Origin of the sequence: Haloarcula montana (assembly GCF_035666295.1) — an archaeon.
In the GTDB taxonomy this organism is placed as follows: Archaea; Halobacteriota; Halobacteria; order Halobacteriales; family Haloarculaceae; genus Haloarcula; species Haloarcula montana.
Genome location: NZ_CP142027.1, coordinates 259319 through 273190, shown reverse-complemented (window position 1 = coordinate 273190; position 13872 = coordinate 259319). Strand labels below are relative to the sequence as shown.

Below are 13872 nucleotides of genomic sequence, written 5' to 3'. Positions count from 1 at the left end.
CGATACTATTTATTGTATGAGTGATTCACACTTAAAAAGTTGTCTCCGTAACCCATAAAACACCGCATCTTTACACCCCGATATCGGGTCTAATGCGGAGACTGCGAAGAGGGGTCGTGGTACCACACAGCACGTCCGTTCGTTAGGATTTAAATACCCCACCCGTCGATCACTGGATTATTGACTGTCGGACCGTTTTTCCGGGCATGGGATTCGCGGACCTCGACGACGAGTGGACTGTCTGGAACGAGACCGACGAGAAGGTGGTCTTGGTCTACCGCCCCGACGTCTTCGACAGCCACGACTTCCCCGCGCCCTGTCTGCCGACGATCTATCTCACCCGCGGGAGGCGGACCCGCCGACCGGGCGCTCAGCGCGCCGGCGAGGCCTGGTACGTCACCCTCTATCTGGAGCCGGAGGTCGAGAGAGACGCCGACAGCTACGACGACCGCGAGAGCGCAGTCGCCGGCGCCGTCGACCTGGCCAACCGGTTCGCGAACGGCGAGATCGACTACCGATCGCTGTACCAGGTCCCCCGCGAGGAGTACCTGGCCGAACTCGACGACCGGACCGGCCGTTCCTGACGTTTAACTCTCCTGGTGGTCTACAAGTCCCCATGAGTACGGTAACGCTCGTCGGCACTCGGCTCGCGTCCGTCGGCGAAGAGTTCGTCTACCACGGCGAAGCGAGCGGGTGTGAGGGGTGTCCGTACCGGGATCAGTGTCTCAACCTCACCGAGGGTCGCCGGTACCGCATCACCGACCTCCGACAGAGCGGCCAGACCCTGGACTGTGCGGTCCACGACGACGGGGTACGTGCCGTCGAGGTCGAGCCTGCCCCGGTCAAAGCGAACGTCCCGACGAAAGGCGCCTACGCTGGCAGCGCCGCAACGCTGGCCGGTCCGTGTCCCCACACTGAATGTCCGAGCCACCGGTACTGCGAGCCCGCCGGGGCGGACTTCGACGAGGAGTACCGGATCGACTCGATCGTCGGCGACCCGCCACACGACTTCTGTCTGCTGGACCGGGATCTCACGTTGGTGGAGTTCGAACCGCCCGACGACGCCTGAGACGACACCAGGTCGTCTCAGTTCAGCCGACTGCCGACGGCCGCTTCGAGGTCGTCCCGGACTGCGTGACTGCTCCCGGCGTCGAAGGGAACTTCGATGACCCGCGTCCCCACCGATCCGACCGATTCCTCCAGCGCCGCGACGAACGACGCCCGGTCGGATACCCGCTCGAACGAGAGGTCGTAGAGGGCACCGGTCGGCGAGAACTCCAACCCGTGTGGGGTCCTGAACTGCGACTCGAAGGTCTCGTGATCGGCGATCGGGAGCATGTGGAAGATGCCGCCCCCGTCGTTGTTCACGAGGACGATGGTCGCATCGACCCCACACCGACCCAGCGCCAGCAACCCGTTCATGTCGTGGTAGTACGCTAGGTCGCCGGTCACCAGCACCAGCGGGTCCTCGGTGGCGCTGCCGGCCCCCAGTGCGGTCGAGGTGATGCCGTCGATGCCACTCGCCCCGCGATTACCGAGCACCGTCAGATCCGCCCGCCGTGGCCGGCCGAACCGGTCCATGTCGCGGATCGGCATACTGTTGGAGACGAACACCGTCGCCGGGTCCGGTGCCGTGGCAGTCACGTCGGCCAGCACGCCCCCCTCCCAGTAGGTATCGGCCAGGGTTTCCTCGACCACGCTCCAGTGGGTCGTCTCGGCGTCGGCGAACCGCTCCGTCCATCCCTCGGGGGGGCTGGTCTCCACGTCCTCGGCGACCGCCCGTGCCGTCGCGTCCTCGTCGGCGATCAGGAGATCGGTCGCCGTGAACTCGGCTTCCGGCCAGCCGCCGGCCGGGTCGACGACGAACTGCCGGCAGTCCGCGTCCCGGAGGTAGTGTCGCAGCGGCTTGGAAGTCGGCGAGGCCCCGAAGCGGACGGCGACCTCCGGGTCGGGCCACTCGCGGGCCACATCGCTGCCGAGGTACGCGTCGTAGCCGCCACACACCGGCGCATCGATGGCGTCGACGTGGGGACCAAAGCGCAGGTTCGAGAGGGGATCGGCCAGCACCGGGAAGCCAGTGGCGTCGGCCAGTGCCCTCAACCCCTCGGCCGAGAGGCCGTCGTGGGCGGGGCCGGCGACGAGTAGGCCCCGGTCAGCCGCCGCCAGGATCTCGGAGAGGCGCCGCTGATCCGACTCGTCGAGCGTCGGCACGCCGTGGCTCGTCGTGACGAACGGTCCGTCCCGACCGCCGGCAGCGAGGCCACGCTCGTCCCAGTCGTCGGGGACGCCTGCCGGATCGTCGGCCGCGACCGGCGTCGGTTCCAGCGGTTTCCGGAACCGGCAGTTGAGATGGACCGGCCCGCTATCGGCGGCGGTCGCGGCGGCCAGCCCCCGCGCCGCGGTGGTCCTGAGCATCCTGACCTTGCGCGGTTCGGCCTCCGGTTCGGGCATGTCGCGGTACCACCGGACGGCGTCGCCGTACAGCTTCTCTTGGTCGACGGTCTGGTTGGCGCCGCTGTCGATGAGTTCCGGGGGGCGGTCGGCCGTCAACACGAGCATCGGGACGCCGGCCTGGTCGGCCTCGATCACGGCCGGGTGGAAGTTCGCTGCCGCGGTGCCGGAAGTACAGACAAGCGGCGTCGGCCGGCCGGTTCGGCGTGCCCGTCCAAGCGCGAAAAACGCGGACGAACGCTCGTCGAGATGCGAGAAGACGGTGACATCGGGGTGTTCGGCGAACGCTACTGTCAGCGGCGTCGACCGGCTTCCCGGCGAAACACAGACGGCTTCGACGCCGCCGGCGACCAGCTCCGCGACGAGTGTCTCCGCCCAGAGCGTGTTGACGTTCGGGTGACTCATTCGAGTTCGTCGAGCATCGGCCGGTACTTCAGTTGGACCTCGTCCCACTCGCGGTCGGGGTCGCTGTCGGAGACGATCCCGGCCCCGGCAAACAGGGTCGCGGTCCGGTCCCGGGCGACCGCAGAGCGGATTCCCACGGCGAAGGTCCCGTTGCCGCTGCCGTCGAGCCAGCCGATCGGTGCGGCGTACCACCCTCGGTCGAACGCCTCGGTATCGCGGATCGTCCGCAGCGCGGCGTCGGGCGGAAGCCCGCCGACGGCGGGTGTCGGGTGTAACGCCTCGACGAGGTCGAGGACGTGTTCGTCGTCGCCGAGTTCGGCGGTGATCGAGGTCCGGAGGTGCTGGACTGTCGCGAGCCGTCGGACGGTCCGTTCGCCGGTCCGGATCGAGGTCGCGAACGGCGCCAACTGGTCGCGGATCGCGTCGGCCACCAGTTGGTGCTCGTGGCGGTCCTTCTCGCTTTCGAGGAGTTCCTTCGCCAGCCACTCGTCTTCGGCCGGCGTGTCTCCCCGACCGGTCGAACCCGCCAGTGCCTCGGTTCTGACTGTCCGGCCCCGGACCGAGACCAACCGCTCGGGGGTCGCGCCGAAGAACGTCCCCGCGTCGACCGGGGAGAACATGAACCGGTAACAGTCCGGGTAGGTCTCGGCCAGCCGGGCGAGTACGTCCGGGACCGAGAGCTCCGCTTCGAGCGAGACCCGAAGCGCCTGTGCGAGGACCACCTTCCGGAGGTCCCCGCGGTCGACCTTCTCGATGGCCGCCCGGACCTGCCGCCGCCAGGCCGACTGGGATGGGGTCCGTTCGCGCCCGGCGATTCCCGGCGGTTCGGACTGCGGCTCGTCGGCGAGCGTCGACAGTTCCGTTCGCCACGCCGCGAGCCGCTCGTCGGCCGTCCGGTCGGCTTCCGGCCCCGTCGCAGAGACGGTCAGCCAGGCGTCGCCGTCACGGACAGTCAGCTGGACCGCCGGAAGGAAGAAGCCTGCACCGGGAAACCCCTCCCAGGGGGACTCCCCGTCGTGATCACCGTCGTGGAAGGCGAACCCGCCAAACAGCCGCGGCCGGGCGACGCTCGGGAGCGTCTCCGGGACGTCGTGGTCGTCGAACAACGTACGAGCGGCTGTCCGCACGTCGCCGAACCGTGAGCCGCCGCTGCCGGTGATCGTCGCAGCCGCACCCCTGGCCGCGATCGTTTCAGTTCCTGTCGCCCACGCGAACCGAGGTCGGGTGTCCGTATCGAGGACCGTTCGCACCGGTGCGTGGTCGACGGGACACCCACGTGTGGTGACTGTCGTCTCGGCAACCGTCACTTCCTCACCACGCAGTGGTTCCATCGACCACGGATTAGGGTTCCGTACCTTTGAGCCTAACTATACCCACCCCGTCTGGACGGGCTCAGTCCGGTGAACGGGTCGCCCACAACCGGCACATCCGATACTGTTTTCGAAAACTCTTGATTATAGACTGAAAACATTAGTTTCGGTTCGTAGATAGTGTCTGGGTATTTCCGAAACATACCCCCGTCAGGTTTAAATATGGCTTGCTCGAACCAGCCTACAGAGCGATGCCAAAGGTAGAGATCACGATCCCGGAACATCTGGAGATGCAGATCGCTCAACTCGTCGACCAGGGTGAGTTCCTCAACCGCGAGGAGGCAATCGAAGACTTGCTGTCGACCGGGTTGAAAGCGTACAAGACGTCCGGGCCACAGGACGAGGAGGAGGAACCGGGTTTCGAAGAGGACGGGATGATGGGACACGACGACGAGTACGTCTTCTGAACGGACGTGACACTCTGTCAGCTCTTCCCAAGTAATTCTTATACGCGTCCCGTCACATAGAGAAGACAACGATGCACAAAGACGAGCTTCTGGAGTTACACGAGCAGATGGTCACCATCATGCAGTACTTCCGCGACGAGATGGATTCGGTCGATCCGAGTCTCTTCGATCAGTACGACGAACTCGATGTCAGTCCGTCGGATGTCCATAAATCCAAGAGCGAGCACAAGCACGCCGTGTTCGTCCTCGGGAACGGGCTAGCCACCGCGATGAGCGAAGACGAGTTCTCCGACGCCGGCCGTGTCGGCAAGCGCATGAAGGAACTCGCCGAGGACGCCGAGCGGAAACTGTAGTCCGCCCGCGTGCGCTCTTCTACTTCTGTGCGCTCTTCTACTCTGCGGTCAACTCGGTGAACAGCTCCGGATCGGTCCGGAACTTCAGGACGTTGTGGACGACGGAGTTGCGGACGTTCTGGATGACGTTGCCGTGTCGCTTGTAGAACTCGTGGATCCACTTCGACTCGGCCTGACGGCTGGGAAACATCATCACCGACTTCCACTGGTAGGTCCCGTCCGAGAGGAAATAGAAGAGCGTGTGGCGGTCGTCCCGGATGTAGACCATCGCGTCGTGCCAGGCGTCGGCGAAGTGCTCCGGGTTGAACTTGAACTCGAACAGCGCGAAGTTGAACAGCGACTCGTTGGGGACGATCGCCTCCCTGAACACCCCCGCGTCACGCATCTCCCGGATCGATTCGCTGACGGTCACGTGTGAGACGTCGATCCCGTACTGTTCGTCCAGAATGTCGGCCAACTCACGCGACGATCGCTGTGGGTCCGCCGCGAGTTCACGGAGGATGTAGACGTCTCGCTCCTTGAACTCCCAGTCAGGCATCTCAGAGGTCATACGGTATCTGCAGTGGGAAGGCTCCTGATAGTTACGCTCAGTGGGGAAACGGCGTCTGAAACCCTTGTGGGTCAGCGACCCTCGAACTCCGGGTCGCGTTGCTCCATGAACGCGGTCGCTCCCTCTTCGTGATCGTCGGTCGTGAAAGCGATCCCCTGTGCAGTGACCTCCCGGTCCAGCGCCTGCTCGAACGACAGTTCGGTCCCTCGATCCAGCAGCCGCTTGGCCTGTGTCAACGCGACCGTCGGCCCGGCCGCGATGTCGGCGACCACGTTGTCGACGCCCTCCTCGAACGCGTCGCCCTCGAACAGCCGCGTGAAGATGCCGAGTTCGCGAGCGGTGTCGGCATCCAGCAGTTCGCCCGTGAACACGAGCTCTTTGGCCTTGTTCGGCCCGACGAGACGGGGCAGGAAGTACGAGACGCCCGAGTCGATCGCCAGGCCGACCCGCCGGAACCCGAACCCGATCTTCGCGTCGGGACTGGCCAGTTGTACGTCACAAGCCAGTGCCAGCCCCGCACCGGCACCGTAGGCCGCTCCATCGATGGCCGCGACTACCGGCAAGCGACAGTCGTGGACGGCCTTGATGGCCCCGTTGATCGCCGAACGAATGAGTTCGATCCGCTCGGCCACCGGATGGTCGCCGGCGACACCCTCGATCATCGCTTCGATGTCGCCACCGGCACAGAACGCCTCGCCCGCTCCCTCGACGACGACACAGCGGGCGTCGCTGTCCTCGATCTCTCCGAAGGCATCTGCCAGCGCCACTGCCGTGTCTTCGGCGAGCGCGTTGCGAACGTCCGGCCGGTTCAGCGTGACGGTGGCGACCTCGTCGTCGATCGAGCGGAGCACTGGGTCGGTCGACATACTCCTGTGGAATCCCGGACCGGGCAAAACGTTGGTGTCCCCACAGTGGTTTGGTAGTACCTTTTGAAGGGGCGGGGACGAGTGGTCTGTATGCGCCTTCACTGGCATCGGCGTGATCTGCGGGCGGCCGACAACGCGGGGCTCGCTCGTGCGAACGCGGACGACCCCGTCGTCCCCGTGTTCGTCTTCGATGAGGACGTGCTGGATCACGGAGCGCCGCCCCGCGTGGCGTTCATGCTCGACGCACTCGACAGCCTACGACGGTGGTACCGCGAGCGGGACAGCGACCTGGTCGTCGCTCGCGGTGATCCACGCGAGGTCCTGCCCGATCTGGCCCGGGAGTACGGTGCCGAGACCGTCACCTGGGGGAAAGACTACACTGGTCTCGCGCGCGAGCGGGACGCGGCCGTCCGACGCGAACTCGACGACGCCGGCGTCGAACGCGCGGCGGTCCAGAACGCCGTCCTCCACGAACCCGGCGAGATCACGACCAACGACGGCGACCCCTACAGCGTGTTCACCTACTTCGGGCGCAAGTGGCAGGACCGCGAGAAGGCCGATCCGTACGACCCGCCGGCCGCCGACGCGCTGGCATCCGTCGAAAGCGACCCGCTCCCCTCCCTGACCGACCTCGGCTTCCAGGCTCCGGAGGCCGACATTCCATCGGCGGGGACCGAACACGCCCGAGAACTGCTGGCCGCGTTCCTCGACGACGACGTGTACCGTTACGACGACCGCCGGGACTACCCCGCCGACGAGTGTACGTCCCGGCTCTCGGCCCACCTGAAGTTCGGCACTATCGGCATCCGAGAGGTGTACGCGGAGACCCGGACTGCCAGACAAGCGGTCGAACCCGGGAGCGATCGCGAGGAGTCCGTCGAGGAGTTCCTGTCACAGCTCGCCTGGCGAGAGTTCTACACACAGGTCCTGTTCGACCGCCCCGACGTGGTGACGGCCAACTACAAGGAGTACGACCACCCCATCGAGTGGGACCACGACGAGGACCATCTCCAGGCCTGGAAGGACGGCGAGACGGGCTACCCTATCGTCGACGCCGGGATGCGACAACTCCGCGAGGAGGCGTACATGCACAACCGCGTCCGGATGATCGTCGCCTCCTTCCTGACGAAGGACCTGCTCATCGACTGGCGACACGGCTACGACTGGTTCCGACGGAAACTCGTCGACCACGACACCGCAAACGACAACGGCGGCTGGCAGTGGGCGGCCTCGACGGGGACCGACGCCCAGCCGTACTTCCGGATCTTCAACCCGATGACACAGGGCGAACGGTACGACCCGGACGCCGAGTACATCAAACGATACGTCCCCGAACTCGAAGACACTGACCCGGAGATCATCCACGAGTGGCACGAGGCGTCGCTGACCCAGCGGCGCAACGCCGCCCCGGAGTACCCCGACCCGGTCGTCGATCACTCCACCCGTCGGGAGGAGGCGATCGAGATGTTCGAGCGGGCGAGAGGCGACGCGTAAGCGTCGGCTCTCGGCGGAGCGGTGAGGAACGAACCGCGGAGCGAGCGAGAGGCGATGCCTGAGCGCTAGCGAAGGCATCGAGGTGGAACGGCGAAGAAGTGAGGCGTGGAGCGAGCGACGCGTAAGCGTCGGCTCTCGGCGGAGCGGTGAGGAACGAACCGCGGAGCGGGCGACGCGTACGCGCCAGCGAGGACCCCCTTGTTGACGAGGACACCCGGGTAATTCCCCGACGCCGACGGGACGCGATTGAGTGGCTCATCCGACATATCGGAACCCCGTCCGGATCAAGAGCACCTCCGGCGATGCCTGCCGGTATCTCGGTCGACGGAACCGCCGGACGGCGGCGGGTGCATGTGGTGTGATATCGTGGCGCTCCTAACGTTTAACAGGGCGCCGGACCATTGAAGGAATGGAGGAATTTCCTATGACTGAACATTCCGAACCCGAGCTTCCACCGCTCCCGTACGACTACGACGCGCTGGAGCCACACATCTCCGAGCAGGTCCTCACCTGGCATCACGACACCCACCACCAGGGATACGTAAACGGCCTGGAGGCCGCCGAGAAGACACTCGCCGAGAACCGCGAGTCGGGGAACTTCGGTTCCTCGGCCGGCGCGATCGGAAACGTGACCCACAACGGCAGTGGGCACTATCTCCACACGCTGTTCTGGGACAACATGGACCCCAACGGCGGCGGCGAGCCGGAGGGTGACCTGCTGGCCCGTATCGAGGAGGACTTCGGCTCCTACGAGGGCTGGAAGGGCGAATTCGAGGCAGCTGCCTCGGCCGCCGGTGGCTGGGCGCTGCTGGTCTACGACCCCGTTGCCAAGCAACTGCGCAACGTGGCCGTCGACAAGCACGACCAGGGCGCGCTCTGGGGTTCACACCCCATCCTGGCCCTCGACGTCTGGGAGCACTCGTACTACTACGACTACGGTCCGGCCCGCGGCGACTTCATCGACGCCTTCTTCGAGGTCGTCGACTGGGACGAGGTCGCGGATCAGTACCAGACCGCAGTCGGGCACTTCGAGTAACGCTCCCCACCTGCATTTTTATTGCGCGAGTCCTTCAGTGGCGACCACGCCGACTCCGAGAGATTTACCCACGCGCTCGGCCAACCGAGGAGTATGCCAGCCGACAAAGACGAGTTCGACGAGATTCTCCCCTTCCAGTTACACGAACCCGATGACGTACTCGACCCGGAGAAGCTCTACACCATCCCGGAACTGGCCCGTCTGCTCCAGGGGTTGCCCGCCGATGCGGAGTTGAGCGATTTCAACGAGTCGGTCTTCATCGACTGGGCCATCCCGTGGATGATCTACAATCAGGACGCGCTGGTCTTTGCCGAACCGGACGACGAGGACGTGGTCGGACTCTACGGGCTCGCGGACTCATGAAGCTCCTCGTCGCCGGTGCGGACCGTGTCGACGCCGGGAAGACGACCTTCTCCGTCGGACTGCTGGAACACACCGACGCTCGGGGGTTCAAGCCCAGAGCGGGCAACAACTACTGGTTCGATCAGGACGACGTCGTCTACGCGACCGAACAGGGCCGGCTGTTCGGCAAAGACGCCAAACGATTGGCCGCGGCCTCGCCCGGGGAGGTCGTCCCCGAGGAGATCAACCCCATCCACCGGCTGTGGCATCCCTCGCCGGGCGGTGGGACAGGTATCCTCGGCCGCGAGGACCAGCAGTTCGTCGTCGACAGGGTCGGAGCCGACGTGGACGGCGAGTTCGTCGTCAACGGCACCGTCGACCTCCCGGAAGCGTTGACCGACCGACTGGAGCTGACGGCGGCGCCACGGGTCACCTCCCTCCCGGATTTCAACGACCTCATGCAGGCGATGCACGCCGAGGCGCTGGCCGACATCGGTGAGGACATCGCGGCGGAAGACCGCGCAGTCGTCGAATCCTACGGCGACGTGGCGCGGCCGCTCCAGGGGTTCGAACCCGACGCCGTCGCCGTGGTCGAGCCCGGCCGAGCGCGGTTCTACGACGGCCGTCGCTACGCGAAAGCTTGCGAGATCGCCACCGGCAGCCCGGAGGAGGGCCAGCTCGAACAGCGCGTCGACAGCGTCGTCGACCTGATCGACGCTGTCGGCGCGGTGAGACTCCCTGCACTGGACGGCGAGACGCAGTCGGACCCGGCCGCCGTCGCCGACGCCTACGACCACGCCTACGACGCGTTGCTGGCGACCGCCTTCGACTGAGAGCGGCAGACAGACGACGAAGCTAGCGACTCAAAACCGCGCAGCTTGCACGGCCAGTTCGATATTGTCGTACGCCCTGTCGGTGACACTCGGACCGTGGCCGGTGTGCATCACACCTAGACCCTCGTCGACGGCATCGAGCACGCGATCGATACTCTCGACCAGCAGATCACGGTCCCCTTCTTCGAGGTCTGTCCGGCCGAAGCTCCCGTTGGCGAACACCAGATCGCCCGCGAAGAGAACGTTCGCGTCCGTGGAGTACAAACAGAGGTGGTCGTTCTTGTGGCCCGGGGTGTGCATCGCGCGGTAGCTATCGTCACCGAGTGTGACCGTCTCGTCGTCGGCGATGGCGTGATCGACGCCGTCCTGGTCCGTGTCGTATCCCCAGACGTCGACGTCGAAGGCCGCCGTCACGTCGCTGAGGTTCCCGACGTGGTCGTAGTGGGTGTGCGTAAGGACGACGGCGTCGAGCCCGTCAGTGTGGTCTTCGACGGCCGAGACCACGTCGAACTCGTTGCCGACGTCGACCAGAACTGTCCGGTCGCCGACGACGAGAAACACGTTGCTCGTGAACGCCTGGGCTCCGTTGGCGAGGTTCCGAATCTGACTCATACCCGGCTGTTAGCGGGGGAACGGAATGTCGTTGTCGTTACTCGCCGCCCCTGTCGTGTCGCCCGTTCGACGGTGACCCACAGGGCTTTGTAGGTGGATACTTTAACGACACCAGTAGAAACGAAATGTCAGATTCGGACCCCCCTGTGGTACTTATTGTCGAAGACGAACCGGATGTCGCGGAGACCTATAAGCTGTGGCTCCAGGAGGAGTACGAGGTCCGCATGGCACAGAACGGCGACGAAGGTCTCGAAATGCTGGACGAGTCTGTCGACGTGGTCCTGTTGGACCGGATGATGCCGGGGCTCTCCGGTGACGAGGTCCTCGAACAGATCCGCGAGGGCGACCTCAGCTGTCGTGTCGCCATGGTAACGGCCGTCGAACCCGACTTCGATATTCTGGAGATGGGGTTCGACGCGTATCTCTCGAAACCGATCCGAAGCGCACAGCTCCACGAGACGGTCGAAAACCTGCTTGAACGGTCCGAGTACGACTCGCTGCTTCAGGAGTACTACTCGCTGGTCGAGAAACAGGCGACGCTCGAAGCGACGAAATCGAGCGCCGAACTCGCCGAGAGCGACGACTACGCGGAGCTGACCGACGAGATCACAGCGATGAAGGAGGATCTCTCCGGTGCGCTGGGTGGTATCGAAGACGACGACGATTTCATCGCGACGCTCCGTGGACTAGACCAGGGTGACGAGAACTGAGCTACTGACAATGTACGATCTCTCATCCGTTCTCGATTTCGACGCGCTTCGCGATGTCCGACCGGGGTCCAATATCCTCGTCTCCGGACCTGCGATGAGCGGCAAAGAACGTCTGGCATACGATATTCTGGCTGATGGCGCACGGAACGGTGACGGTGCCGTGGTCGTCTCGACGAGCGACGGGGCAGCGACGATCGTCAGCGACTTCCGTGAACTCGTCCCGGAACTCGAAGAGTCACAGCTCGGCGTCGTCGACTGCCGCGGCGAGGGCGGCAGTGACAACGGTTCGGTCGACGGTGCCTACGTCCACCAGGTGTCCTCGCCCGGGGACCTCACTGGCATCGGGATCGGAATCACGAAAGCCCTCGAAGGGCTGCACAACTCCGGTCGCGAACAGGGCCGCCTGGCGCTGGTCTCGCTGTCGACGATGCTGACCTACACCGACAAGAAGACCGTCTTCAAGTTCTGTCACGTCCTGTCCTCGCGACTCGACTCCGCAGGGTATATCGGCGTGTTCACCATCGATTCGGGCGCTCACGACGAGCAGACCCTTCAGGTCATCAAGCAGGCCTTCGACGGACTCATCGAGATCCGTGACGCGGACGGGGGCGGCCGCGAAGGGCGGGTTCTCGGACTCGCGGGCGAACCGACGCCCTGGCAAGATATCTGAGTCTGACAGCCGGGTTTCGCGGGACGCTCACCGAGTATCGCCGACCTGTTTCCCAACGATCCCGAGCACCTGCGCTATCGGCAATTTCTTGCCGTCGGTGACTGCGTGAGCCCGAGGCAGACAGTCACTGGCACGACGCCCGCGGCGAGCCCGCCGGAACCGCCACAGCGACGACCGTCCAGTGTGTGACACCGCCGATGACGAACAGCTCGCGTCGCAGTCGTCGAAGCGGATACACGGCGAGCGATCCAGCAGGATATCCGCGAACGCGGCGCCACCGCAGGCGTTGATCGCCGCGACAGCCACGATGCCGAACGCCGAGACGCCGGCATCGGTCACGACGGTTGCCCCGGCTGTCGTGAACGCGGCCAGACCGATCGCGTCGGAGACGACCGAGACCGGGTGGCGATCGAGGTCGTCGAAGACACGGTCACCACGGGCAGGAACACTTCGGGCACTGGATAGCCCCTCGTCAGGGGAGGTGTTGCGGACTGCGGAAGCCGACTGCGGTGGAGAGTGCAAGCATCTAACTATCCCCGCAAACAGCGTGCAGGCATGCGGGGCGACGGGACCGATCGATCGATGGCGCGGCGGGCCGTGCTGGCGACACTCGGAGTGGGACTGACAACCGGCTGTCTCCAGTTGCAGGACCCCGACGAGGGTGGGACGGCCGACCCCTCGACCGAGCGCGTAACGGCCGGTTCGACTCCCGGCAGCACGACCCGCCAGACGAGCACAGCCACCAGCGAGTCATCGCCCGCGGCTCGGACGCCCCTCGAACCACAGGCGCCGGGGAACATCCGCTGGCGGTACGAGACCAGGACTGCCGTCGCCGAACGACCTGTCGTCGCAGACAGAACGGTGTACGTGACTACGAAGGACGATCGAGTCCTGGCACTGGCTACCGATACCGGGGCCGAGCGCTGGACGTACGAGACGAAGATGGAGTCCGAGAACCTGCGCCACGCTGTCGCCGGTGACCGCCTGTTCGTGGCCGGTTCGTTCGCGACAGAAGCCGTCGGACGTGGAAACGGTCGACTCTCCTGGGGGACCGCAAGCGGCGCAAAGTACAAACCGCTGGTCCGGGATGGCGTCGCGTATCTGGGGTCTTCGACGGGCGCTCGTACACTCCGGGCCTTCGACGTGGCTGCCGACGAGCTGCTGTGGTCGTTCACGACCGGCGGGTCCGTGCGGGGCCGCCCCGCACTCGTGGGCGGGACGCTCTTCGTTTCGGCCGGCGCACACGACGGTGAAGAGACCGCACCGATGTACGCGCTGGACGCCGAAACCGGCGATCTACAGTGGAAACGGACGTTCGACGGCACACTCTCTTCCAGTGTCGTCCCGTTCGAGGGGCTCCTCTACGTGACCGGGGAAAACGGGACGATTGCGGCGGTCGATCCAGCCGACGGGAGTGTCGTCTGGCAGCGGACGATCGATGGCGTCGGCGGCGCGGCGGGCGCGCCGGACCCGCAGTTCGCACACGGACGGTTGTACCTCCCCGATCGGTCGCTCAGAGCGCTAGACCCGACGACCGGGGAGACCCTGTGGGCGTACACCGAGCGGAGTTGGTTCAACCGCCTGGCGATCGTCGACGGGGCGGTGTACGCCACCCGCTACGACGGGGGGACCATCCACGTCTTCGATCCCGCGACCGGGGACGAGCGGGCAACCTTCGAGACACCGCTTCAGGAGCCGACCGGACTCACAGTCGGCCCGGAGACGGTGGTCTGTGGTGACCGAGCGGGTGCGGTCGCCGCGATCTGGCGGTGA

General features: G+C 65.4%; 17 protein-coding genes. 11 read left to right on the top strand and 6 right to left on the bottom strand.

The window, feature by feature from the left end; translation table 11 throughout:
- The first annotated feature begins 206 nt into the window (after positions 1-206).
- Both VJ109_RS01410 and VJ109_RS01405 read left to right on the top strand, forming a co-directional pair.
- Positions 207-584 carry a DUF5820 family protein gene (locus VJ109_RS01410; RefSeq protein WP_324758483.1) on the top strand — a complete coding sequence of 126 codons (378 nt, stop codon included), beginning with the start codon at positions 207-209 and terminating at the stop codon, positions 582-584.
- 32 nt (positions 585-616) lie between these two features.
- Positions 617-1069 carry a UPF0179 family protein gene (locus VJ109_RS01405; RefSeq protein ID WP_276220915.1) on the top strand — a complete coding sequence of 151 codons (453 nt, stop codon included), beginning with the start codon at positions 617-619 and terminating at the stop codon, positions 1067-1069.
- A gap of 17 nt (positions 1070-1086) precedes the next feature.
- On the opposite strand, the gene menD is transcribed toward VJ109_RS01405, so the two are convergent.
- Entirely contained in the window at positions 1087-2856 is a 1770-nt protein-coding gene (menD, locus tag VJ109_RS01400; RefSeq protein WP_324758482.1) for a 2-succinyl-5-enolpyruvyl-6-hydroxy-3-cyclohexene-1-carboxylic-acid synthase, read from the bottom strand.
- Complete coding sequence (locus VJ109_RS01395; protein ID WP_324758481.1) at positions 2853-4187, bottom strand: isochorismate synthase; 1335 nt, start codon at positions 4185-4187, stop codon at positions 2853-2855. Before VJ109_RS01395 ends, menD begins: the two co-directional genes overlap by 4 nt.
- A 230-nt stretch (positions 4188-4417) precedes the next feature.
- Here VJ109_RS01395 and VJ109_RS01390 point away from each other — a divergent pair, with 230 nt between their 5' ends.
- Together VJ109_RS01390 and VJ109_RS01385 are read left to right on the top strand one after the other, a co-directional pair.
- Complete coding sequence (locus tag VJ109_RS01390; protein ID WP_276220921.1) at positions 4418-4633, top strand: ribbon-helix-helix domain-containing protein; 216 nt, start codon at positions 4418-4420, stop codon at positions 4631-4633.
- A 71-nt stretch (positions 4634-4704) separates the two neighbouring features.
- Positions 4705-4986 (top strand): UPF0058 family protein, encoded by a 282-nt coding sequence (locus VJ109_RS01385; RefSeq protein WP_276220923.1) that lies wholly within the window; start codon positions 4705-4707, stop codon positions 4984-4986.
- 37 nt (positions 4987-5023) lie between these two features.
- Here VJ109_RS01385 and VJ109_RS01380 read toward each other — a convergent pair whose 3' ends face one another.
- Both VJ109_RS01380 and VJ109_RS01375 read right to left on the bottom strand, forming a co-directional pair.
- On the bottom strand, positions 5024-5536 hold the full coding sequence (locus tag VJ109_RS01380) for a winged helix-turn-helix domain-containing protein (RefSeq protein WP_324758479.1): 513 nt from the start codon (positions 5534-5536) through the stop codon (positions 5024-5026).
- A gap of 71 nt (positions 5537-5607) precedes the next feature.
- On the bottom strand, positions 5608-6402 hold the full coding sequence (locus tag VJ109_RS01375) for an enoyl-CoA hydratase/isomerase family protein (RefSeq protein ID WP_324758478.1): 795 nt from the start codon (positions 6400-6402) through the stop codon (positions 5608-5610).
- A gap of 90 nt (positions 6403-6492) precedes the next feature.
- On the opposite strand from VJ109_RS01375, the gene VJ109_RS01370 reads away from it, so the two are divergent.
- The 4 genes from VJ109_RS01370 (at position 6493) to VJ109_RS01355 (ending at position 10107) form a co-directional block, all read left to right on the top strand.
- The gene (locus VJ109_RS01370) at positions 6493-7896 is read left to right on the top strand and encodes a cryptochrome/photolyase family protein (protein ID WP_324758476.1); all 1404 of its coding nucleotides are present in this window, start codon (positions 6493-6495) and stop codon (positions 7894-7896) included.
- 424 nt (positions 7897-8320) lie between these two features.
- Positions 8321-8932, top strand: a complete 612-nt coding sequence (sod, locus tag VJ109_RS01365) for a superoxide dismutase [Mn] (protein WP_324758475.1) — start codon at positions 8321-8323, stop codon at positions 8930-8932.
- A 93-nt stretch (positions 8933-9025) separates the two neighbouring features.
- On the top strand, positions 9026-9295 hold the full coding sequence (locus VJ109_RS01360) for a DUF5827 family protein (protein ID WP_324758474.1): 270 nt from the start codon (positions 9026-9028) through the stop codon (positions 9293-9295).
- Positions 9292-10107 (top strand): ATPase, encoded by an 816-nt coding sequence (locus tag VJ109_RS01355; protein WP_324758473.1) that lies wholly within the window; start codon positions 9292-9294, stop codon positions 10105-10107. Before VJ109_RS01360 ends, VJ109_RS01355 begins: the two co-directional genes overlap by 4 nt.
- 30 nt (positions 10108-10137) lie before the next feature.
- Here VJ109_RS01355 and VJ109_RS01350 read toward each other — a convergent pair whose 3' ends face one another.
- Entirely contained in the window at positions 10138-10719 is a 582-nt protein-coding gene (locus tag VJ109_RS01350) for an MBL fold metallo-hydrolase (RefSeq protein ID WP_324758472.1), read from the bottom strand.
- Between the two features lie 125 nt (positions 10720-10844).
- On the opposite strand from VJ109_RS01350, the gene VJ109_RS01345 reads away from it, so the two are divergent.
- Together VJ109_RS01345 and VJ109_RS01340 are read left to right on the top strand one after the other, a co-directional pair.
- Positions 10845-11429, top strand: a complete 585-nt coding sequence (locus VJ109_RS01345; RefSeq protein WP_324758471.1) for a response regulator — start codon at positions 10845-10847, stop codon at positions 11427-11429.
- A gap of 10 nt (positions 11430-11439) precedes the next feature.
- Positions 11440-12099 (top strand): RAD55 family ATPase, encoded by a 660-nt coding sequence (locus tag VJ109_RS01340; protein WP_324758470.1) that lies wholly within the window; start codon positions 11440-11442, stop codon positions 12097-12099.
- 27 nt (positions 12100-12126) lie between these two features.
- Here VJ109_RS01340 and VJ109_RS01335 read toward each other — a convergent pair whose 3' ends face one another.
- Complete coding sequence (locus VJ109_RS01335) at positions 12127-12621, bottom strand: TRIC cation channel family protein (protein ID WP_324758469.1); 495 nt, start codon at positions 12619-12621, stop codon at positions 12127-12129.
- Between the two features lie 33 nt (positions 12622-12654).
- Between VJ109_RS01335 and VJ109_RS01330 the strand changes: the two genes are divergently transcribed.
- The gene (locus VJ109_RS01330; RefSeq protein ID WP_324758467.1) at positions 12655-13872 is read left to right on the top strand and encodes a PQQ-binding-like beta-propeller repeat protein; all 1218 of its coding nucleotides are present in this window, start codon (positions 12655-12657) and stop codon (positions 13870-13872) included.

Coding starts and splice junctions, on each gene's coding strand:
- VJ109_RS01410 (WP_324758483.1), top strand. CDS start 207: ATGGGATTCGCGGACCTCGACGACGAGTGGACTGTCTGGAACGAGACC.
- VJ109_RS01405 (WP_276220915.1), top strand. CDS start 617: ATGAGTACGGTAACGCTCGTCGGCACTCGGCTCGCGTCCGTCGGCGAA.
- menD (WP_324758482.1), bottom strand. CDS start 2,856: ATGAGTCACCCGAACGTCAACACGCTCTGGGCGGAGACACTCGTCGCG.
- VJ109_RS01395 (WP_324758481.1), bottom strand. CDS start 4,187: ATGGAACCACTGCGTGGTGAGGAAGTGACGGTTGCCGAGACGACAGTC.
- VJ109_RS01390 (WP_276220921.1), top strand. CDS start 4,418: ATGCCAAAGGTAGAGATCACGATCCCGGAACATCTGGAGATGCAGATC.
- VJ109_RS01385 (WP_276220923.1), top strand. CDS start 4,705: ATGCACAAAGACGAGCTTCTGGAGTTACACGAGCAGATGGTCACCATC.
- VJ109_RS01380 (WP_324758479.1), bottom strand. CDS start 5,536: ATGACCTCTGAGATGCCTGACTGGGAGTTCAAGGAGCGAGACGTCTAC.
- VJ109_RS01375 (WP_324758478.1), bottom strand. CDS start 6,402: ATGTCGACCGACCCAGTGCTCCGCTCGATCGACGACGAGGTCGCCACC.
- VJ109_RS01370 (WP_324758476.1), top strand. CDS start 6,493: ATGCGCCTTCACTGGCATCGGCGTGATCTGCGGGCGGCCGACAACGCG.
- sod (WP_324758475.1), top strand. CDS start 8,321: ATGACTGAACATTCCGAACCCGAGCTTCCACCGCTCCCGTACGACTAC.
- VJ109_RS01360 (WP_324758474.1), top strand. CDS start 9,026: ATGCCAGCCGACAAAGACGAGTTCGACGAGATTCTCCCCTTCCAGTTA.
- VJ109_RS01355 (WP_324758473.1), top strand. CDS start 9,292: ATGAAGCTCCTCGTCGCCGGTGCGGACCGTGTCGACGCCGGGAAGACG.
- VJ109_RS01350 (WP_324758472.1), bottom strand. CDS start 10,719: ATGAGTCAGATTCGGAACCTCGCCAACGGAGCCCAGGCGTTCACGAGC.
- VJ109_RS01345 (WP_324758471.1), top strand. CDS start 10,845: ATGTCAGATTCGGACCCCCCTGTGGTACTTATTGTCGAAGACGAACCG.
- VJ109_RS01340 (WP_324758470.1), top strand. CDS start 11,440: ATGTACGATCTCTCATCCGTTCTCGATTTCGACGCGCTTCGCGATGTC.
- VJ109_RS01330 (WP_324758467.1), top strand. CDS start 12,655: ATGCGGGGCGACGGGACCGATCGATCGATGGCGCGGCGGGCCGTGCTG.